This window comes from Pseudaeromonas sp. HNCC25DJ182, assembly GCF_055413365.1.
This window is the reverse complement of the sequence record NZ_JBVAYG010000022.1, coordinates 45,869-64,174: the sequence shown is the minus strand read 5'-3', so window position 1 is coordinate 64,174 and position 18,306 is coordinate 45,869. Positions and strand designations below refer to the sequence as shown.

Annotated in this window: 18 protein-coding genes and 1 riboswitch; of the genes, 8 read left to right on the top strand and 10 right to left on the bottom strand. The window is 55.2% G+C overall.

Features of this window, described 5'->3' with window-relative positions:
• Positions 1-250 precede the first annotated feature (250 nt).
• Positions 251-796 carry an RNA recognition motif domain-containing protein gene (locus ACZYUB_RS15630; protein ID WP_463949176.1) on the top strand — a complete coding sequence of 182 codons (546 nt, stop codon included), beginning with the start codon at positions 251-253 and terminating at the stop codon, positions 794-796.
• 6 nt (positions 797-802) lie between these two features.
• Here ACZYUB_RS15630 and murI read toward each other — a convergent pair whose 3' ends face one another.
• From murI to ACZYUB_RS15610, 4 genes are all read right to left on the bottom strand, one after another.
• Positions 803-1,588 (bottom strand): glutamate racemase, encoded by a 786-nt coding sequence (murI, locus tag ACZYUB_RS15625; RefSeq protein ID WP_463949175.1) that lies wholly within the window; start codon positions 1,586-1,588, stop codon positions 803-805.
• 127 nt (positions 1,589-1,715) lie between these two features.
• The gene (locus ACZYUB_RS15620; protein WP_463949174.1) at positions 1,716-3,590 is read right to left on the bottom strand and encodes a TonB-dependent receptor domain-containing protein; all 1,875 of its coding nucleotides are present in this window, start codon (positions 3,588-3,590) and stop codon (positions 1,716-1,718) included.
• Between the two features lie 45 nt (positions 3,591-3,635).
• Positions 3,636-3,830: riboswitch (cobalamin riboswitch) on the bottom strand.
• Between the two features lie 46 nt (positions 3,831-3,876).
• On the bottom strand, positions 3,877-4,416 hold the full coding sequence (locus ACZYUB_RS15615; protein WP_463949173.1) for an ATP--cob(I)alamin adenosyltransferase: 540 nt from the start codon (positions 4,414-4,416) through the stop codon (positions 3,877-3,879).
• A 75-nt stretch (positions 4,417-4,491) separates the two neighbouring features.
• Positions 4,492-5,823, bottom strand: a complete 1,332-nt coding sequence (locus ACZYUB_RS15610; protein ID WP_463949172.1) for a DUF5610 domain-containing protein — start codon at positions 5,821-5,823, stop codon at positions 4,492-4,494.
• A 133-nt stretch (positions 5,824-5,956) separates the two neighbouring features.
• Here ACZYUB_RS15610 and trmA point away from each other — a divergent pair, with 133 nt between their 5' ends.
• Positions 5,957-7,057 carry a tRNA (uridine(54)-C5)-methyltransferase TrmA gene (gene trmA / locus ACZYUB_RS15605; RefSeq protein ID WP_463949171.1) on the top strand — a complete coding sequence of 367 codons (1,101 nt, stop codon included), beginning with the start codon at positions 5,957-5,959 and terminating at the stop codon, positions 7,055-7,057.
• A 60-nt stretch (positions 7,058-7,117) separates the two neighbouring features.
• Here the strand turns inward: trmA and ACZYUB_RS15600 are convergent, their stop codons facing one another.
• Entirely contained in the window at positions 7,118-7,369 is a 252-nt protein-coding gene (locus ACZYUB_RS15600; protein WP_463949170.1) for a (2Fe-2S)-binding protein, read from the bottom strand.
• A gap of 201 nt (positions 7,370-7,570) precedes the next feature.
• Here ACZYUB_RS15600 and bfr (ACZYUB_RS15595) point away from each other — a divergent pair, with 201 nt between their 5' ends.
• Together bfr (ACZYUB_RS15595) and bfr (ACZYUB_RS15590) are read left to right on the top strand one after the other, a co-directional pair.
• Positions 7,571-8,038, top strand: coding sequence for a bacterioferritin (bfr, locus tag ACZYUB_RS15595; RefSeq protein WP_463949169.1), 468 nt, complete (start codon positions 7,571-7,573; stop codon positions 8,036-8,038).
• Between the two features lie 10 nt (positions 8,039-8,048).
• Positions 8,049-8,516 (top strand): bacterioferritin, encoded by a 468-nt coding sequence (bfr, locus tag ACZYUB_RS15590; RefSeq protein ID WP_463949168.1) that lies wholly within the window; start codon positions 8,049-8,051, stop codon positions 8,514-8,516.
• A gap of 45 nt (positions 8,517-8,561) precedes the next feature.
• On the opposite strand, the gene ACZYUB_RS15585 is transcribed toward bfr (ACZYUB_RS15590), so the two are convergent.
• Positions 8,562-9,806, bottom strand: coding sequence for a malic enzyme-like NAD(P)-binding protein (locus ACZYUB_RS15585; protein WP_463949167.1), 1,245 nt, complete (start codon positions 9,804-9,806; stop codon positions 8,562-8,564).
• A 243-nt stretch (positions 9,807-10,049) separates the two neighbouring features.
• On the opposite strand from ACZYUB_RS15585, the gene ACZYUB_RS15580 reads away from it, so the two are divergent.
• Positions 10,050-10,676, top strand: coding sequence for a tRNA-uridine aminocarboxypropyltransferase (locus ACZYUB_RS15580; protein WP_463949166.1), 627 nt, complete (start codon positions 10,050-10,052; stop codon positions 10,674-10,676).
• 86 nt (positions 10,677-10,762) lie between these two features.
• Here ACZYUB_RS15580 and rpmE read toward each other — a convergent pair whose 3' ends face one another.
• Complete coding sequence (rpmE, locus tag ACZYUB_RS15575; protein WP_463949165.1) at positions 10,763-10,975, bottom strand: 50S ribosomal protein L31; 213 nt, start codon at positions 10,973-10,975, stop codon at positions 10,763-10,765.
• Between the two features lie 154 nt (positions 10,976-11,129).
• Here rpmE and priA point away from each other — a divergent pair, with 154 nt between their 5' ends.
• Complete coding sequence (gene priA, locus ACZYUB_RS15570; protein ID WP_463949164.1) at positions 11,130-13,337, top strand: primosomal protein N'; 2,208 nt, start codon at positions 11,130-11,132, stop codon at positions 13,335-13,337.
• 33 nt (positions 13,338-13,370) lie between these two features.
• Here the strand turns inward: priA and ACZYUB_RS15565 are convergent, their stop codons facing one another.
• From ACZYUB_RS15565 to ACZYUB_RS15555, 3 genes are all read right to left on the bottom strand, one after another.
• Positions 13,371-14,045 (bottom strand): ChrR family anti-sigma-E factor, encoded by a 675-nt coding sequence (locus tag ACZYUB_RS15565; protein WP_463949163.1) that lies wholly within the window; start codon positions 14,043-14,045, stop codon positions 13,371-13,373.
• Positions 14,032-14,622: a sigma-70 family RNA polymerase sigma factor gene (locus tag ACZYUB_RS15560; RefSeq protein WP_463949162.1), complete on the bottom strand. Its 591-nt coding sequence runs from the start codon at positions 14,620-14,622 to the stop codon at positions 14,032-14,034. Before ACZYUB_RS15560 ends, ACZYUB_RS15565 begins: the two co-directional genes overlap by 14 nt.
• 205 nt (positions 14,623-14,827) lie before the next feature.
• Positions 14,828-15,406 carry an LON peptidase substrate-binding domain-containing protein gene (locus ACZYUB_RS15555; RefSeq protein ID WP_463949161.1) on the bottom strand — a complete coding sequence of 193 codons (579 nt, stop codon included), beginning with the start codon at positions 15,404-15,406 and terminating at the stop codon, positions 14,828-14,830.
• 279 nt (positions 15,407-15,685) lie between these two features.
• Here ACZYUB_RS15555 and argS point away from each other — a divergent pair, with 279 nt between their 5' ends.
• Together argS and ACZYUB_RS15545 are read left to right on the top strand one after the other, a co-directional pair.
• Positions 15,686-17,428, top strand: a complete 1,743-nt coding sequence (argS, locus tag ACZYUB_RS15550; protein WP_463949160.1) for an arginine--tRNA ligase — start codon at positions 15,686-15,688, stop codon at positions 17,426-17,428.
• A gap of 3 nt (positions 17,429-17,431) precedes the next feature.
• The gene (locus ACZYUB_RS15545; RefSeq protein WP_463949159.1) at positions 17,432-18,241 is read left to right on the top strand and encodes an SPOR domain-containing protein; all 810 of its coding nucleotides are present in this window, start codon (positions 17,432-17,434) and stop codon (positions 18,239-18,241) included.
• Positions 18,242-18,306 lie beyond the last annotated feature (65 nt).

The following is an 18,306-nucleotide window of genomic DNA, read 5'->3' as shown; positions in this document are numbered from 1 at the left end:
GACTTTTCACGAAATTCATCAGAAAAACAGGGGTTTTGGGTTATGTTCAATCAATACATAGCTATTCACAGCTTTATCCACATTTTTGTGGTTTATGAATCAGGTTATGGGTCTGAAAGTGGTGAAAAAATGTTAAGTCGCTAGCGTAAAGTAGTTATGCCGTTGGCTCAGGAGCAGCCAAGCCTCTAACATGACCTTGTTTTAATTGATTGCTTTCTTTGTCTTTCTTATCAACTTGGTGACTATTGTGATGAATACCCCCCAGCACTCTTATTTTCGTGCCTCAGCCTTAGCCTTGGGCTTGGCCGTATTGTTCTATGTTTTAGCTCTCTTTTTTTCTACATCCATTGACGCCGCTTTATTCGCCGCTGTAGCAGCCTTGGTATCCGGACTCTTAACACCGTTGCTTCTTTGCCGCAGCAGTTGTGCTACCGCAACAAAGGATGCGTCCGTCAAAACATCACGGCCTGCACCTCAAACGACTGCCAATCCAGTTCAGGAATCAGTGACCATCACAGATGCCAAGACACTGTATGTCGGTAATCTGCCCTATCGGGCCAATGAAGCGGCAATCCGCAAACTGTTCTCAGAATATGGCCAGGTCATATCAGTCCGTTTAGTGAAAGATAAAGAAACGGGAAAACGTCGCGGTTATGGTTTTGTGGAAATGCCAGAGAAGGAAGCACATGCCGCCATTGCTGCACTAAATGAAACCGAATACTTGCAGCGAACCCTGAAAGTTCGAGAGGCTAATGAGAAGCGGGAAAGCACAGAATCAGGGGACACCGAGGCTTAACGATTTTTAATCGAGCCATACCAATAGTTCGCTCAGGCCATACGCGCTTAACGGGCCCCGTAACAAGCTAGCCTTGGCATCAAGACGGGTACAATAAGCCCATGATGTGCCCGACCCCTGGACTGTCATCTCACCTACGATACTTCGCACTCGGCGGGCAACCGCCGAGCCGGAGTCGACCAAGGTCACTCCAGGCAGCGCACGCAATATCTCTTCCTTTAGTAGCGGGAAATGCGTACACCCAAGCACCACCGTATCAGGCGGCGTAGATGTCTCGGACCAGGGCGAGAGAATTTGGTGGATACGCGCCTGATCAACCCCTTCGCCCGCTAGCTTTCGTTCCGCCTGGATCACTAGCTCGGTGGAACCACAGCGTAAAATACGATGATGCGCCGCAAACTCCAGAATCAACTTATCGGTATAAGGCCGGGAGATAGTCGCAGGTGTTGCCAGCAAGCCGATGCACCCATTTTGCGTCAATAGCGCGGCAGGCTTAATCGCAGGCACAACGCCGACCACCGGCACGGATAACATGGTCCGCAAGGAAGGGAGCACTTGAGTACTCGCGGTATTGCAAGCGATGACCACCAAGTCCACCGCATGTTTGGCCACCACGCGGCTGATCAAGCCACAGCAGCGGTGTACCAGCTCCTGAGCTGGCAACTCGCCGTAGGGAAAGCGGGCGTTGTCGAAGAGGTAGATATAATCTACATCCGGCAGGACGTGGCGAATTTCATGGTAAACGGAGAGACCACCCACTCCAGAGTCAAAAATAAGAACTCGCTTTCTCACACATCCCCCTCATACAGGCCAGAGATAATACCCCCATGTTGCTAACAGGCATAGCATCTGGCGCTGCCGAGCCCCATGAAAAAAGGGGCCGAGGCCCCTTACAGTCAACGCGCCCAACCAGTGATGGCTACAGTTGATAGTTGACCGTCATATAAAACGATCGCCCAGCCGCTGGATACCCAACCGCTGTCTCATACTGCTTATCCAACATGTTGGCCAAACGGCCTTGTAACTTGAGTTGCTGGGTCAATGAATAGCCAAGTCCCATGTCCCACACGCTATACCCCCCCAAAACGACAGTATTGGCAGCGTCATCATAACGTTCGCCTTGGTAAATCCAGCTCAATGAGCCTTCCCATTGCTGGATGCTGGTTTGGGCAATCCACTTGGCATTTCGTTTGGCGATACGCTGTAACTGCTTATTCCGCACCGTATCTTGTGGGTCCTTGAAATCGGCTGACAGCCTGTGGCTGATCTGCGCGGTATCAAATTCAGCTTCCAACTCCAGGCCATCGATTCGGGCCTGCCCGACATTTTCTGGACGCCATAAACCACTACTATCCGGCGCCCACTGGATCATCTGCTCAATATCGTTGCGATAGCCGGTGACACGCCAGATCACCATTTCTGTCGCGCCATCCAGCATCAGCTCACGATTTTTAGACTCTTCCGGCTGCAGATCCGGGTTCCCCGGGGTATAGGCATCGGGAAAATAAAGGTCATTGAACGAGGGAGCTCGAAAACCGGTGCCGTAACGGCCACTCAATCTATAATCCTCCAGGAAGGTCCAGCCAGCGCCAGTCTGCCATGTGTTATGCCGTCCATACTGATCGTTATCATCGGTACGCCCACTCAACTCGGCTTGCCAGACACCTTGTTGGAACTGGCCCAGAGCATATAAACCCGTGTTATCACGGCCATGAGTGTCATCGGCATAAGCAACGCCACTGGATACCGAGTCCGGCGTCAAACGTTCACGTCGCCAGTCCACACCGGTTCCCAAGCGCCAGGCATCGGTCAATGCCAGGTCATGCAGCCAACTCAGGTTGTACTGGCGGATATAGGTCCGATCCTGAGCGGCATCACGACTGCTGCTATCCACGTAGTTATACAGGTCCTCGCGGCCATAATTTCCTTGCAACTCGCTCTGGTAGTTACCAGCGTGGTAGCGGCCACCCACGAGGTAGCTCTGGTTTTCCGACCACGTCTCTTTACGCTCATGCTGCGAGCCCCAACTCCCGGTGTAGGAGTTGTCGTACTGTGCCTGGTTGCGGAACCAGCGAGCCGTGGTGAAGAGGTCGAACTGGTTATTGAAGGCCTGCTGATAATCCAGCATGGCGTTGTACCCCTCATAACCATGCTCATCACCATCATTCACGCCCGCCACTGGGTGAACGTTATAGCCATCTTCTTGCTCAAAACCGGCAGCACCCTTGAGTTGCCCAGCCCTTCCGACCGTCGACGTGCTACTCCACCCCAATTGTCGCTCGCCACGAGAACCGGCTCCGCCGCTAAATTGATGTCGTTGGGTACCCACATCCGGCCGGGTAATAATGTTAATGACGCCACCAATCGCATCGGCACCATAAATAGAAGCCCGGGCGCCACGGACATACTCGATGCGTTCCACCTGATTCAGTGGCAGATCGTTCAAATTGGCGCCACCGGAAGTGATAGCATTGACGCGTACGCCATCCAGGAGCACCAGCGTTTGCGCTGAAGTTCCACCACGAACCGCCGTCGAAGCACTCTGACCATGACCACCATAACTAATGGTTTCAACTCCCGGCAGCGTCCGCATCACCTCGGTCACCGTTTTGGCCTGCAGGCGCGAGATTTCTTCACGGGTAACAATATTGACCGGCGCCAGAATCGAGGCTTCTGGTTCAGCAAAGCGCGAGGCAGTAACCACCATGGTTTCTGCTGTCGTGGACGTGTCAGTTTGTGGCGCAGCAATAGCAGCCACGGGCAGCAATCCTGCTACCCAGAATAGTTTGCTCATAGAATTCCCTAATGCGCGTAGTGTCTATGAAGATGATGGGCCGATGATTCGGCAATGGCTCAGGCAGGTCTTCGGGCTCGGAGGCTGTTCACCTTGGATGACGACTTCCCACCAATGTCTGGCAGTGTCTGGACCCTGATAGGTCCCGGCCATCCTCGTTCCTCCATACCGCTGCGCGTCAGCTCCGGATTCTCACCGGATTCCCTTTTAAGCTGTAGCACCAGAGTGGGCGGGATTATAGAAGCTTACCCCCGTCATGTATACAGAGCTAAGTCTGCGAGTTCATTCACATTTTTTGTGGGTAATTGATGCTGACGTACGGGATCTCCTCGACCGCGAGTCTAGCCTTGAGATAAACCGTTACCACGAAGAAAAAATTAGCCAGTAGATTGGCAAACCGTGGCAGGGTCGGCTCAAAGCGGATCCCGACCTCATCCAGCCGGACCAACATCCGCACGACTTTTTTAGCGTTGCAACGACACAAGTGCAAAGCTGGTACCGGTTGTGGCCCCTGCGGCAATACAAATCCGTTCACCCGCTCACCACTAGCGTGCCAATAAAAGTCATAGCGCCCTTTCAGCCAGTCAATGTTCTCCTCAAAGATGCCATTCTTGCCGCGGACGGAACCGTTGAGATGGTAAATCAGCGTCTGTAATGCCTGCAGATCGGTGCGAACCTCCGGGAAATCGGCCGACAGTTGCGCCAGCACGTTACCCACCTGGCAACACAACTCATCGGTGAGGATTTCATAATCGCAGGTGGACTTGGTTTCAAAGATGAAGGGATAGCACAGTTCACGTAAATCACGAGTCTTGGAGATAGCCATATCAGGATCCTGCAACGAAGAGGTACAGCGCAGGAGTGTGCCTGCACCCGAAGGCGCAGGCAATCGTCCAGACCACTAACTGGCTAACGCAGCGAGAACACCAAACATCCGTTGATTGAAGTTGTTGAAGCGATTAAAGATTGCCTCCAACGACGGATCGGGAGAACCGATCTGGTTCGCTACCACCCACCGGCTCAATTCGCTCTGCTGCTCGGGTTCAAAGAACGAGTTGGCCTGGGTCATCATCTCTTGTAACTGTTGGAGATAATCCGCTAGTGGCGCCAAAACCTCCTCGGCAATAGCGGGAGCCTTGTCAGCAACCGGCAACGCGTCTCCCTCAACGGGCAGGGGCGTCACTGGTGCTTCGGTCTGTGTGGTTTGTGCCAATACACCACTCCAGGCCATGGTTTGTTGCTGTTTCAGATCCAGCGACATACTCGCCAGCTGGGTATCATCCAACTGGAATTGCTGTGCCATATCGAAAGCACCTTGCAAATCGCCACTGAAAAAGCGGTCCGAGAGTGAGCCCATCTCCTGTACTAACGAGCCGATAGCCTTCAACTCATCCGGATTCAGATCACCTTGCACCGAAAAGCTGAAGCTAGCCGTATGGGAATAAAAAAATTCGGTGCTACCCACCATCAGGTTGTCGCTACGGTTTGCGCCCGCGGCTTGCCCCCCACTGCCAACCTCGGCATACGCTCCCAGAGCTTTGCGGTTGAGCTGGGCCGTTCCTTGCTGCATGCGCCATTGCTGCGCATCATCGAACTGCAGTACAACACGGTCACCTTCTTTGGTCATCAGCTCCAGACTTCCCTGATTCCGCGTCGCGGCAGAGGCCTGCGTCACTGCAACCGAGGCAGAGATCTGAGTCGCATCGACAGCAGAGCCAAACAGTTCCTGCTCGAACTTGCCAAGTCCTTCCTGGATCACGGCATAGCTTTTGTCGATCCCCTTGCCGAGATCCTCACTCAACATTCCCATGTCGGAGAGCTCCTGGCGCGCCTCACCAAAGCCCTGTTCGATCCCCTTCTTGGCCTGCTCGAGCATATTTTTCAGTTTTTCATCATCCCCCCCTTCGGCCTGAGTCTGGCGGATCCGTCCTGTCACGAAGCCCAGTACATTCTTGGCGACTGCCTTGTAATCAAATCCCAACGGATTATCCTCGCTGGGCTCAACCGCTGAGTCCGTCGAAGGTGTCTGGCTAGAGGAGGCATTAAAATTATGTCCATCCAGACTCAAACTTTTGCTGATGGAAACATACAATACCATCTGCCCGACCCGTACCGGTGTTGCTAAATCAACCCGATCCTGTGCTTTTTCAGCCCTTTCCTGCCCCTGGATCTGGGTGTGCCCCTTGTGTTTCAGACTCGGAAATAACGAGTCATGTAATCCGTCCACCTTCATAGCGTCCCCTCCGACACTCTGCCTTGTCCTGATTATCGGCACGACTGAACAAAACTTAACCGATTTTTTCTGGACAATCTTCTTTATGCCCTTACAATTTCGCCCCTTCAAGGCCAAGAGCATGAGACACAATATGAGCCAACCCATATGGGATCCAACCCGTTACCCGGCACAACTGGCTGAAAAACAGCAACAATTGCAGCAACTGTTTGCTGAATTTTCACCGCCAGATTTGGAGCTCTTTGCCTCCGCACCAACGCATTACCGCATGCGAGCGGAATTCCGCATCTGGCATGAAGGGGATGATCTCTTCTATGTGATGTTTAATCAGGAGAACAAGCAACGCTACCGGCTTGATGAATTCCCTGCGGCGAGCCTGCTCATCAATCAATTGATGCCTCGTTTGCTGGCCGCCTTGCGTCCACATTCAGATCTGCGACACAAGCTATTCCAGGTTGATTTCCTCAGCACTCTCAGTGGTGAAGCCATCGTCAGTCTGCTGTATCACAGGAAACTGAATCACGAGTGGGAACTGGCCGCACGCCAACTTCGCCAACAACTGCGTGACGAGGGCTTCCAGGTCGATTTGATCGGGCGGGCACACAAACAGAAGATAGTGCTGGAACGAGACCATGTGATTGAGCGGTTGCAAGTCGCCGGACGTGAATTGCAGTACATGCAAGTCGAGAACAGCTTCACCCAACCCAATGCCGGTATGAATCAGCAAATGCTGGAATGGGCACTGGATGTCACTCGGGATGCCGAAGGAGACCTGCTGGAGCTGTACTGCGGTAATGGCAATTTTTCACTGGCCATGGCACGCAACTTCAACCAGGTACTAGCCACTGAAATCGCCAAACCGTCGGTCGACTCGGCACAATTCAATATCGCGGCCAACGGTATCGACAACGTCAAAATCCTGCGCATGTCGGCGGAAGAATTTACCATGGCGATCCGGGGGGAACGGGAGTTCAATCGCCTCAAGGGCATCGATCTGCAGAGCTATCACTGCAACACCATTTTTGTCGATCCGCCCCGAGCAGGTCTGAATCAAGCCACACTGGATATGGTGCAAGGTTATGAACGCATCCTGTATATCTCTTGCAACCCGTTAACGCTCAAAGACAACTTGCAGCAGTTAACCCAGAGCCACCGCATCGAGCGTTTTGCCCTGTTTGATCAGTTCCCGTACACCCATCATATGGAAAGTGGCGTCTGGCTGGTACGACGCTGATCTCCATATACGAAGGGCGGCCAGAGGCCGCCCTTCGTATTTCGCATTCCAATTAGGAGCTCACGCAACCTGGCGAGTATCGGCTCCGGTCGCTGGCTCATCGCAGAGATGAAGGTGAGTAACGCGAGCGGAGGAGTCCGGCTCACTGATTTGATAAAAGCGGTTAACCATCTGCCGGGCCAGGCAAGTGCAACGACCGCACTGGGTACCGACCTTCAACTCTTGCCGTAAATCACGCATTCCCTTCTCGCCCTCGGCGAGTAAAGACGTAATTTGGCTATCGGTTACTCCATTACACAAGCAGACGTACATAGTCGCGCACTCACTTTTCACACCATCCCTTTGATAATAGTTATCACTACATGACTTTTCAACTATTTCATGCATTTATAAAGCTATTTTTGTGTAAAAAACGTCCCAACTGTTTTGCAGCACGGTCCGAAGCGATTAATCTGAATACGATACTCGAGCGCAAATGCCGCTCGTCCTGCTTGCTCGCAAGGGAGAATAGCCATGCAAGGTGACCCGAATGTCATTGCCCTGTTGAACAAGGTTCTGACCAGTGAATTGACCAGTATCAACCAGTTTTTTTTGCACGCCCGGCTGTTTCGTCATCAGGGGCTGAACAAACTCAACGACAAAGCCTACAAAAAATCGATCAAGGATATGAAACAGGCAGATGCCTTGATTGAGCGCATTCTGTTTCTGGAAGGACTTCCCAATCTGCAGCAGCTGGGACATCTTAAAATTGGCGAACATCCCCAGGAAATGCTCGCTTGCGATACCCAGTTCGAACAAGAGCAGTTACCACTGTTGCGTCAGGCCATCGCGGCCAGCGAGCTCGCCAGTGATTATGTCAGCCGGGATTTGCTGGAGGAGATACTAGAGGAAGAAGAGGAGTATCTGGACTGGCTGGAAACGCAGCAGCAGCTCATTCAGAGCACGGGTCTCGCCAACTACTTACAAAGCATGATCGCTTAAGGATACCAGCATGAAAGGTCAAGCCAATGTCATAGCAGCTCTCAACGCCCTGCTCGCCAGCGAGCTTTCAGCCATGGATCAATATTTTATTCATTCCCAGATGTATCAGGATTGGGGGCTCAACAAACTCTATGAGCGCATCGGTCATGAGTTTGATGATGAGAAAGGACATGCAACCCTGCTGATTAGCCGGATCCTGTTCCTCGAAGGGATCCCCGATCTCACGACCCGAGATCCGATCCATGTTGGCAAGGACGTTCCCGAGATGCTGCAAAACGATCTGCAACTGGAATACGATGTGGCTACCGCATTGAAAACCGCCATCAAGCTCTGTGAACAGGAGCAAGATTACCAGACCCGGGAAATTCTGGAAAAACTGCTGGAAGATACCGAAGATGACCATGCCTATTGGCTGGAGAAACAGCTGGGGCTCATCAAAATGCTCGGATTACCGAACTACCTGCAAAGCCAGATGTGATTCGTCCCAGCCAGAAGAAGGCGCCCTTGGGCGCCTTTTTTCGTACTACTCCTGCATGTAGCGATCCGGTAACGGAATACGGGCGACACCAGACTCCACTGCGGCTACAGCCACGGCGCGCGCAACCCGGGGCAACAAGCGGGGATCCATCGGCTTGGGAATGACGTAATCCGGCCCGAAGTGCAATTCCCGGACATCAGCCGCCGCCAGCACTTCCGCAGGAACCGGCTCCTTGGCCAATTGCCGCAAGGCTTCTACGGCCGCTTTCTTCATCTCGATATTGATACGACTGGCACGCACATCCAGCGCCCCACGAAACAGGAACGGAAAACAGAGTACGTTGTTTACCTGGTTGGGATAATCGGATCGTCCCGTACCAATGATCAAGTCATCCCGCACCCTGTGTGCCAGCGCCGGATCAATTTCCGGATCCGGATTGGAACAGGCAAAGATCACTGGACGAGGGGCCATCAGAGCCACTTCTTCGGCGCCTAATAAATCGGGCCCAGAGACACCGACAAAGATGTCGGCCCCTTCAATGGCTTCATGCAGGGTACGTGGCCCACTATCGTTGATAAATCGAGGTTTCTGCCCATTCAGATCGGTACGATCGGAGCGTATCACCCCATGCCGATCCAGCATAAACAGGTTTTCCTTCCTCGCTCCACACGCAATCAGCAGATCCATGCATGCCACACCCGCAGCGCCTGCGCCCAAGCAGACGATACGGCACTGCGCTAACTGTTTACCCTGTATCTCCAGCGCATTCAGCATGCCCGCCGCCGTGACGATGGCCGTTCCATGCTGATCATCGTGAAAGACCGGGACCTTGCACAGTTCGATCAACGCCTGTTCGATTTCGAAGCACTCTGGAGCCTTGATGTCTTCCAGATTGATGCCACCAAAGGTATCGGCGATATTGGCAACGGTGCGAATAAAATCGGCCGGATCGGTATGCGTCACTTCGATATCGATGGCGTCTATATTGGCAAATCGCTTGAATAACAAGGCCTTGCCTTCCATCACTGGTTTGGAGGCCAATGGCCCAAGATTACCCAGCCCCAGAATGGCCGTGCCATTGGTAATCACCGCCACCAGATTGGCTTTGGCGGTGTAGCGATACGCTTCGTCCGGATTTGCCGCGATTTCACGAACTGGCTCGGCAACACCCGGACTATAGGCCAGCGTCAAATCCAGTGCGGTTTCGGCGGGTTTGGTTAAGTGGATGGCAATTTTGCCTGGTATCGGCAGGGCGTGATAATCCAGGGCTTGTTGTCTTAGATCGGACATCGGCAATTCCCTCTGCATAGATTGAAAGAGATAATGACCCGGTGCGGGTTTGATGGGTGGCGCGATGAATGCTGTGAGCATAATCCCCTTTTATGGCTTCACAAGGGCCACACGGAACTAATGCCAGGAAATTTTTTGCTTTGGCTCTCGAATCACTATGATCGCCGCTGACCTGCACGCGGCCGCGTTGACCGCCGCCGGGACCCACAGTGCATCAACCGAATAACCGATTGGATAAAAACAGTGCGCGCCTACTGCTCAAATTGTGAACGCCCCTTATCCCGCTGTCTGTGTAGCTTGGCAACCCGGATCACTCTACCGTGGCGTCTGGTGGTCCTTCAGGATCCCGGGGAAATAAAACAGGCCAAGGGGAGTCTGGCTCTGCTGAAGGCCTGTGTGCCCGAGATCACGGTGTGGAGCAGTCCTGATTTCAGTCAGCATATCGAACTAAACGCACTGCTCGCTGAGCCTAATCTGCAGTGCGTGTTGCTCTATCCGGGAAAGCAAGCTCAGCCGGTTAGTCACTGGCAGGAGTTCGCACCAACAGGCCCACTGTGCATCATAGCGCTGGATGGGACCTGGAAAAAAAGCCTCAAAATGCTCCTCGGGCATCCAAAGCTGGTGCAGCTGCCGCGGATGTCACTGGCCTCCACGCACACCAGTCGCTACTTGATCCGTAAATCACCACGTGCCGATGGACTCTCGACCTTCGAGGCCGTCAGTTATCTACTCAAGGAATGGTATCAGCAAGACAACAATGCGGAGGGAGTCGCAGAAAGTGAACGCCTGCTCGCGAGCTTCGAGCGCTGGATCGCCCGCGAGCTGGCGGCATTACCGCCTGAAGTCCGGGCTCGGTATCCTGAGGCTTGAACGTGCGTGTCGATTATCAACTCGGACGTACTGGACGACGCCCATAAAAAAACGCCCCGAGAGGCGTTTTTTGTGACTGGCGAGAATTACTTCTTGCCAACCAGGGCGCCGAAGCGCTTGTTGAAACGGTCAACACGACCACCGGTGTCAACGATCTTCTGCTTGCCAGTGTAGAACGGGTGGCATTCAGAGCAAACGTCCAGGTTCAAGCTGCGACCAGTGGAACGGATAGAGAATTCGTTACCGCAAGAGCACTTCACGTTGATCTCTTTGTACTCTGGGTGGATACCTTCTTTCATGGACAACCTCTAATATATTAGGCCGTGTCGCCATCCAGCCTCACGCCAGACACCACACGAATTGGAACGGATGTTTTGAGGGTGCGAATAATATAGGATCGATCCCTACAGCCGCAAGTATGATCGCAGAAAAAACAGGCAACCAGAGAGCGAAATGATCACCTATCTCCCTATTCGAGTCGCCCTTCCGGTGCCGCTGCGCCGCCAATTCGACTATCTGGCGCCACTCCCCTTGCCAACCATCGGCTGCCGGGTGCGCGTCAGCTTTGGTCGCCAACTGCTGATCGGCCTGGTGACTGAGCATCCAGAACAGAGCGACGTTCCCCTGGATAAGCTCAAACCCATCACGGAACAGCTGGATCACTCATCCCTGCTTCCGGACTCCTTATGGCAGTTATTGCTCTGGAGTGCCCAGTATTACCAGCATCCCCTGGGGGAAGTACTGCAGCATGCCTTGCCGGTTCTTTTGCGCCAGGGGGAGCCCGCCCTGAGGCGACCGCTGGAGAGCTGGCGACTGACCGCGCGGGCTGAGGCCGAAGGGTATCGCCCGGGAAAAACTGCATTGCGCCAACAGCTGGCATTGCAGTTGCTGCAAGATGGCCCTCTGACCGCAGCTGACTTGCGCGAAGCAGGGGTGGATGCCCAGGTACTGGCCAAGCTGGCCGCCAAGCAGGTGGTAGAACAGTTCGATTTGCTCACCTTGCAAGAAGACTGGCGAGATACCCTGCTGCTTCATGAGTCCGATCAACATCAACTCAATACTGAACAAGCCCTGGCGGTTGCCCAGATACAGAGCCACGGCGCCGAATTCGGTGTGTTTCTGCTGGATGGCGTCACCGGCTCCGGCAAAACGGAAGTCTATTTGCAGCTGATCGCGCCGGTACTGGCACGGGGCCAGCAAGTATTGGTGCTGGTCCCCGAAATCGGCTTGACCCCACAGACACTGCAACGTTTCCGACGCCGGTTTGCGGCCCCGATCCTGACCCTGCATTCCGGCATGAATGATCGGGAGCGGCTGGAGGCCTGGTTGGCATGTCAGCAAGGCGAAGCCGCAATTCTCATCGGCACCCGCTCGGCGCTGTTTACGCCGTTCCGGGATCTGGGCCTGATCCTGATCGATGAAGAGCATGATGGATCCTTCAAGCAGCAGGAGGGATTTCGCTACCACGCCCGGGATTTGGCCGTCATGCGCGCCCGGCTGGAGTCTTGTCCGATCCTGCTGGGCTCTGCTACCCCATCCCTGGAAACGCTACAAAATGCCCGCAGTGGCAAATACCAGCACTTGCGGCTACGGCAACGAGCCGGTGGGGCCGCCATGGCACAGCAGGCAGTCCTGGATATCAAGGAGGTACCGTTGCAAGCGGGTGTTTCCCCGCAATTACTGCAGTTGATGGAGACACATCTGCAGGCGGGCAATCAGGTCATGCTCTTCCTGAACCGCCGCGGGTATGCCCAGTCCCTGCTCTGTCACCACTGTGGCTGGGCGGCGGCTTGCGGTCGCTGCGATGCCTATTACACCTGGCATCAGGGAAGCCACCGCCTGCATTGCCATCATTGTGACAGCCAACGCCCGGTCCCCAGCCACTGCCCCGAGTGCGGGAGTGCGGATCTTCAGGGCACCGGAGTCGGAACTGAACAGGTCGAGGCATTGCTGGCGAGCCATTTCCCACGTTTCCGCACCATCCGTATCGATCGGGACAGCACCCGACGCAAAGGCGAGCTGGAGGCGTATCTGGAGGGTATCCGCCAAGGGGAGTACCAGATCCTGATCGGCACCCAGATGCTGGCCAAGGGTCACCATTTCCCGAATGTGACGCTCGTGGGACTGCTCGACGTCGACAGTGCCCTGTTTTCCCAGGATTTTCGAGCCACCGAGCGACTGGCCCAACTCTACACCCAGGTTGCAGGGCGCGCGGGACGCGCCAGCAAACCCGGACTGGTGGTGTTGCAGAGTCACCATCCGGGCCATTTGCTGCTGCAGGATCTGGTGCAAAACGGTTATGACCACTTTGCCCGCACCTGCCTGCAGGAGCGCTCCTTGCTGGGACTACCGCCCTTTGCCTTTCAGGCCCTGCTACGCAGCGAGGCGGTACACAAGACCAATGTGGACCAATTCATGCTGGAGGTCGCCGGGCTTATCATGAACCGTCGCAGCCTCTATCCCGGCCTTCAGGTCATAGGTCCCATCTCCGCCCTGATGGAACGCCGTGCCGGCAAATACCGGATGCAACTGCTGTTGCAGATGCCGCAACGAGCGCCCCTGGCGCATCTATTGACCCGGATACTGCCAGAGATCGAAGCGCTACCCAGCGGCCGCAAAGTGCGCTGGTCACTGGATGTGGATCCACAGGAGTTGTTTTAACCGCAGCACCACTCGGTTATCTCCTGCCCACCATCAATAGAGCAAGGATCCAAAGCCATTCAGCAGTCGCGGAAGACCCCGGGTAAACTGGACCGGGGCATCCAGCACGGTGTAACAGAGACAACCATCCGGGGTGACTGGGGTATGGGTTTGAGATCCCTGAAGAAGCAGAAAGTCGCCTGCCTGATAGCATCCGTGTTCGTCCAGCATATTTCCCGCCAACAGCAGGGTCAGCTCATAACCCGCATGCTGGTGGGCTGGCACCCCGCCCCCGGGCTCAATCGCCAATAAACTGGCTCTGGAACCATCCGTCTCACTCAATGCTAGGCGAGCTCGAGCCACCTTGCCCATACGCTGCCAGGAAACCGGAAGCAGTTGGCGCAGAGCCCGGGGCATGAGTATCGGTTGCCCTTGCCAATCCAGGACAGGAAGCGCTGGCGACACCACATCATCCGGCGATGCCGTCGGCGGGGTTTGCAAAATCTGCTGCAACATGGCCTCCAGATCATCCGCTACAGACTGATCATCGGTCAGTTCATCCTGCAGCAGGGACTCCGCCAGATGAGCCTCCCGTCGATGAACATCCCGGGAACAGCGACGACAGAGCTCCAGATGTGCCGATACGGCAATGGAAATACTCGGGGCCAGCGTTCCGGCCGCAAACGCCTGCAACAACTGGCTATCAGGGTGGTGATTAATCATCGGCATGACCTATCTGCTCACGAAGTTTTTCCAGGGCTAACCGTAATCGGGATTTGATGGTACCAAGCGGTACATCCAGGCGCTCAGCCAACTCTTGCAGGGTCAAATCCTGCAGATAGATGCCCCGCACCACCTCTTGCTGAGGAACTGGCAACCGGTGGATGTAGAGCTCCAGCTGACGAGTCAGTACCTGATTTTCACCCGTATCCGCAACAAGATCCGTCTCCACCTGCAGCTCCAGCACTGGCCACAGATCTTCAGCAACTAATTGCTCCTTACTGGCCATCTGGCGGCGAAGCATGTCAAAACACTGGTTCCGCATCACGGTGTAAATCCAGGTCGCGGCGGCACCCTTATCCCCCTGATAGAGATGAGCCTTCTGCCAGACGGTCAAGAGGGTGTTTTGCACCAACTCCATGGCTTGAGCCTCGCTGTACAGATGGCGCAGACCATAGCTGCGGATCCGCGGTGCAAAATAACGAAACAGTCGACTATAAGCGTCTGCAGAGCGTTCTTCGGCCACTCGCTGCAGCCACTGAGCCAAATGAGATGGCTCGATCATTTCTGGGTTCGAATCGTCCATCAATGCTCGGATATGATAGGCGTGGGTTGCGCCAGTATACCGGATTGTCGGGCTTGCGATTCGATTCTGATCCTGCCTCATCATCGACTATCAACCTCGAGTGATCCTGCATGATCTCTACGAACGGCCCCGACTCCAGGATCATCTCAAAGCGCTGCAATTTGCAAATGACCGCCAATTGCAACGCAAAATAGGAGACAGCGTCTTAGTGAGGACGCAAGGGTTCATGGACCACGTCCATCAAAAAACGCAGGGCATCGCTGCAATCATCACTTTCCAGCAGGGGTAACTTCTGTTCGCCGGACAGGGGGAGAACCTCAAGCCAGCGCTGGGCGACCCAGCAGGCATTCGCCCACTCCGGTTGCGGATAATAGGCCGCAAAATCAGGATGTTCTTCAAACAGCTCACCGAGTTTTCGCGCCAGAATATCCTGCCGGGGAGCCAACTCCGTGGTTTGCCAGTTCGGCAGCGCAGTGACCTCGCCCATCAGTAAACCATCCGGCTCGATAGTGAGGCTATGCAAACGATACCGTTCGATACCGCGAACCGTTATGCCTAAAGTCCCATCATCTAATTGATTAAAATCAGTTACTTCCACCCGGGTGCCCAGAGCGAGTAACGGCATCTGGCCATCCTCGCGGCGCGTGCCCAGCAGACACAATCCAAACCCATGGTCCTGACTCAGGGAGAGCATCCGCAAGTAACGTGGCTCGAACAGACGCAGGGGTAAAATGCCACCCGGCAAGAGATAGACATTCAGCGGAAACAGGGGCAGTCGCATCATTTTTCCTCCGGGCAACTCGGGTCGGAAACACAGTCACAAGAAATAGCCAAGTCCTTGCAGCCTGAGAGTTGCGGGTCACACTCTTGCCACTATAGGCCGCAAATCCACAGCTAGCATAAATTCAGCCAATCCCGGTCCAGGCGGCAAAGGTAGTCAGGGCGCGCTATTCAGAGTAAAATTTGCCCCCTTATAAATTCGTACTCCATTGTTTGTAGTCACTCCTGTGGTAGTCACTATCGGTAGTACCTGGTTTCAGTTTCCAAATTTGGATGAGCAGAGATGAAAGAGCATATTCAGCAACTACTTGAACAGACCGTGGCCACCTTGATCGCCCAGGGTGAATTGCCCGCCGATCTGGCTCCGCGCATTCAGGTAGACAACACCAAGGATAAGGCTCACGGCGATCTGGCCACTAACCTGGCCATGTTACTGGCCAAAACGGTCGGCAAGAATCCGCGTCAGCTCGCCCAACAGCTGATCGACGCCCTGCCCGCCTCTACCCGGGTGGCCAAAGTCGAGATCGCCGGTCCCGGCTTCATCAACTTCTATCTCGACAGCCAGTGGCTGGCTCGTCAAATCGACGGTTTGCTGACCGACCCGCAACTGGGGGTCAAATCCGCCAACCCGCCCCAGACCATAGTGGTGGATTACTCGGCACCCAACGTTGCCAAAGAGATGGCGGTACACCATATCCGCTCCACCGTGATTGGCGATGCCGTGACCCGGACTCTGGAGTTCCTCGGCCACAAGGTGATCCGCGCCAACCACGTCGGTGACTGGGGTACCCAGTTCGGCATGCTCATCGCCTATCTGGAGAAGATGGAAAACGAACACGCCAGCGACATGGAGCTCTCGGATCTGGAAGCCTTCTATCGCGAGGCGAAAAAGTGCTACGACGAGGATGAAGACTTTGCCGAACGGGCCCGTGGCTATGTGGTGAAGCTGCAAGGTGGCGATGCCTATTGCCGCACCATGTGGAAGAAGCTGGTCGATTTGACCATGGCCCAGAACCAGATCATCTATGACCGTCTGAACGTCAGTCTGAGTGCCAAGGATGTCATGGGTGAAAGCCTGTATAACGACATGTTGCCGGGCATAGTCGCCGACCTGCAAGCCAAGGGCATGGCGGTCGAGAGTGAAGGTGCCCAGGTGGTCTTCCTCGACGAATTCAAGGGCAAGGATGGCGAGGCCATGGCCGTCATCGTGCAGAAGAAGGATGGTGGCTTCCTCTACACCACCACCGACATCGCCTGCGCCAAATATCGCGTCGAGACCCTGGGTGCCGATCGGGTGCTCTATTTCATCGACTCCCGCCAACATCAGCATCTGATGCAGGCCTGGACCATTGCACGCAAGGCTGGTTACGTTCCGGAGCAGGTCTCATTGGAGCATGAAGCCTTCGGCATGATGCTGGGCAAGGATGGTAAACCGTTCAAAACCCGCTCCGGCGGTACCGTCAAACTCTCCGAGCTGCTGGATGAGGCCGAACAGCGCGCCCGGGATCTGATGGCCAGCCGCGAGAGCGATCTGAGTGCTGAGGAGCAGGCCGGTGTGGTCCATGCTGTGGCGATGGGAGCGGTGAAATATGCGGATCTGTCCAAGAATCGCACCACCGACTACATCTTCGACTGGGACAACATGCTGGCGTTCGAAGGCAATACCGCACCCTATCTGCAATATGCCTATACCCGGATCCAGTCCATCTTCCGCCGTGCTGGCGACGATGCCGTCTCCGGCCCGGTGCAACTGAATGAAGCAGCCGAAGAAGCGCTGGCTCAAAAGCTGATGCAGTTCAACGATGCCATCCAGAATGTGGCTGCCAAGGGCATGCCCCATCTGCTGTGTACCTATTTGTACGAGCTGTCAGGCCTGTTTATGAGTTTCTATGAAGCCTGCCCCATCAACAAGGAAGGGGTAGAAGCCGCACAGAAAGCCAGCCGCCTCACCTTGTGTGCCGCCACGGCGCGGGTCATCCAGCAGGGTCTGGCACTGCTGGGCATCCAGGTTCTGGAGCGCATGTAAATCATGACTCAGGATTACGTCCGCACGACTCGACCAGCCCGCAAACGGAAGCCTGCCAGCCGGGCGGCGTCCGGTCGCCGCTCGCCGCCACCAGCATTCCCGCTGGTGCGGGTCGCACTGGCAGCGGCCCTGGTTATCGGGTTCGGTATTTTCCTGTATGTGCTCAAAGGCAGCTCCGGGGATCCACAGCCCAACACCAAGGCCGCCCCGGTGGCCAAACCGATCCCGATCGAAGACCAGCGCCCGGCCAAAGAGAAGTTTGACTACATGACCTTGCTGGAAAACAAGGAAGTGAACGTTGAATTACCCAGTGGCGCCACGCCGACCGATCTGAGTATCGATCCGGAGCAACGCAAGCGCCTGCTGGCCCAGCAACAACTGCTGGAGCAGCAACGTCTGAAGGCCCAGCAACAGAGTGGTGCCCTGACCTCGCCCGACGGACAACCCGTCCCCGCAGGCACAGTCACGCCCAAGCTCAGTGAGCCGGAGCGAGCTGCGGCTCTGCTGGCTGGCCAAATCGTGCCATTTGCCAGCACTGAAGCCAAACCCGCGGCATCTGCCATGCCAAGCAGCGCCAGCAGTGGTCGCGTCATGATGCAGTGTGGCGCGTTCCGCAGCGCCGATCAGGCCGCATCCATGAAGCTCCGCCTCTCCCAGCAGGGACAAGCGGCCCAGGTCCAGCAAAGCCAGACCGCCACCGGTGCCTGGCACAAGGTGGTGCTCGGTCCCTTCGCTTCCCGCGCCGATGCCGAGCGCAAGAAAGCGGAACTGCAGAGCCGGCATATGGTCGACAGCTGTACTCTGCTGAAATAAGTAGCTCAGCGCCTGCATAAAACATAACTCCAGGGTGACGCTCCGTCGCCCTGGATTTAACCCGC

Excerpts from the sequence above, each read along its gene's own strand:
- ACZYUB_RS15630 (WP_463949176.1), top strand. The coding sequence starts at position 251 with ATGAATACCCCCCAGCACTCTTATTTTCGTGCCTCAGCCTTAGCCTTG.
- ACZYUB_RS15620 (WP_463949174.1), bottom strand. The coding sequence starts at position 3,590 with ATGAGCAAACTATTCTGGGTAGCAGGATTGCTGCCCGTGGCTGCTATT.
- ACZYUB_RS15615 (WP_463949173.1), bottom strand. The coding sequence starts at position 4,416 with ATGGCTATCTCCAAGACTCGTGATTTACGTGAACTGTGCTATCCCTTC.
- ACZYUB_RS15610 (WP_463949172.1), bottom strand. The coding sequence starts at position 5,823 with ATGAAGGTGGACGGATTACATGACTCGTTATTTCCGAGTCTGAAACAC.
- trmA (WP_463949171.1), top strand. The coding sequence starts at position 5,957 with ATGAGCCAACCCATATGGGATCCAACCCGTTACCCGGCACAACTGGCT.
- ACZYUB_RS15600 (WP_463949170.1), bottom strand. The coding sequence starts at position 7,369 with ATGTACGTCTGCTTGTGTAATGGAGTAACCGATAGCCAAATTACGTCT.
- bfr (WP_463949169.1), top strand. The coding sequence starts at position 7,571 with ATGCAAGGTGACCCGAATGTCATTGCCCTGTTGAACAAGGTTCTGACC.
- bfr (WP_463949168.1), top strand. The coding sequence starts at position 8,049 with ATGAAAGGTCAAGCCAATGTCATAGCAGCTCTCAACGCCCTGCTCGCC.
- ACZYUB_RS15585 (WP_463949167.1), bottom strand. The coding sequence starts at position 9,806 with ATGTCCGATCTAAGACAACAAGCCCTGGATTATCACGCCCTGCCGATA.
- rpmE (WP_463949165.1), bottom strand. The coding sequence starts at position 10,975 with ATGAAAGAAGGTATCCACCCAGAGTACAAAGAGATCAACGTGAAGTGC.
- priA (WP_463949164.1), top strand. The coding sequence starts at position 11,130 with ATGATCACCTATCTCCCTATTCGAGTCGCCCTTCCGGTGCCGCTGCGC.
- ACZYUB_RS15565 (WP_463949163.1), bottom strand. The coding sequence starts at position 14,045 with ATGCCGATGATTAATCACCACCCTGATAGCCAGTTGTTGCAGGCGTTT.
- ACZYUB_RS15560 (WP_463949162.1), bottom strand. The coding sequence starts at position 14,622 with ATGGACGATTCGAACCCAGAAATGATCGAGCCATCTCATTTGGCTCAG.
- ACZYUB_RS15555 (WP_463949161.1), bottom strand. The coding sequence starts at position 15,406 with ATGATGCGACTGCCCCTGTTTCCGCTGAATGTCTATCTCTTGCCGGGT.
- argS (WP_463949160.1), top strand. The coding sequence starts at position 15,686 with ATGAAAGAGCATATTCAGCAACTACTTGAACAGACCGTGGCCACCTTG.
- ACZYUB_RS15545 (WP_463949159.1), top strand. The coding sequence starts at position 17,432 with ATGACTCAGGATTACGTCCGCACGACTCGACCAGCCCGCAAACGGAAG.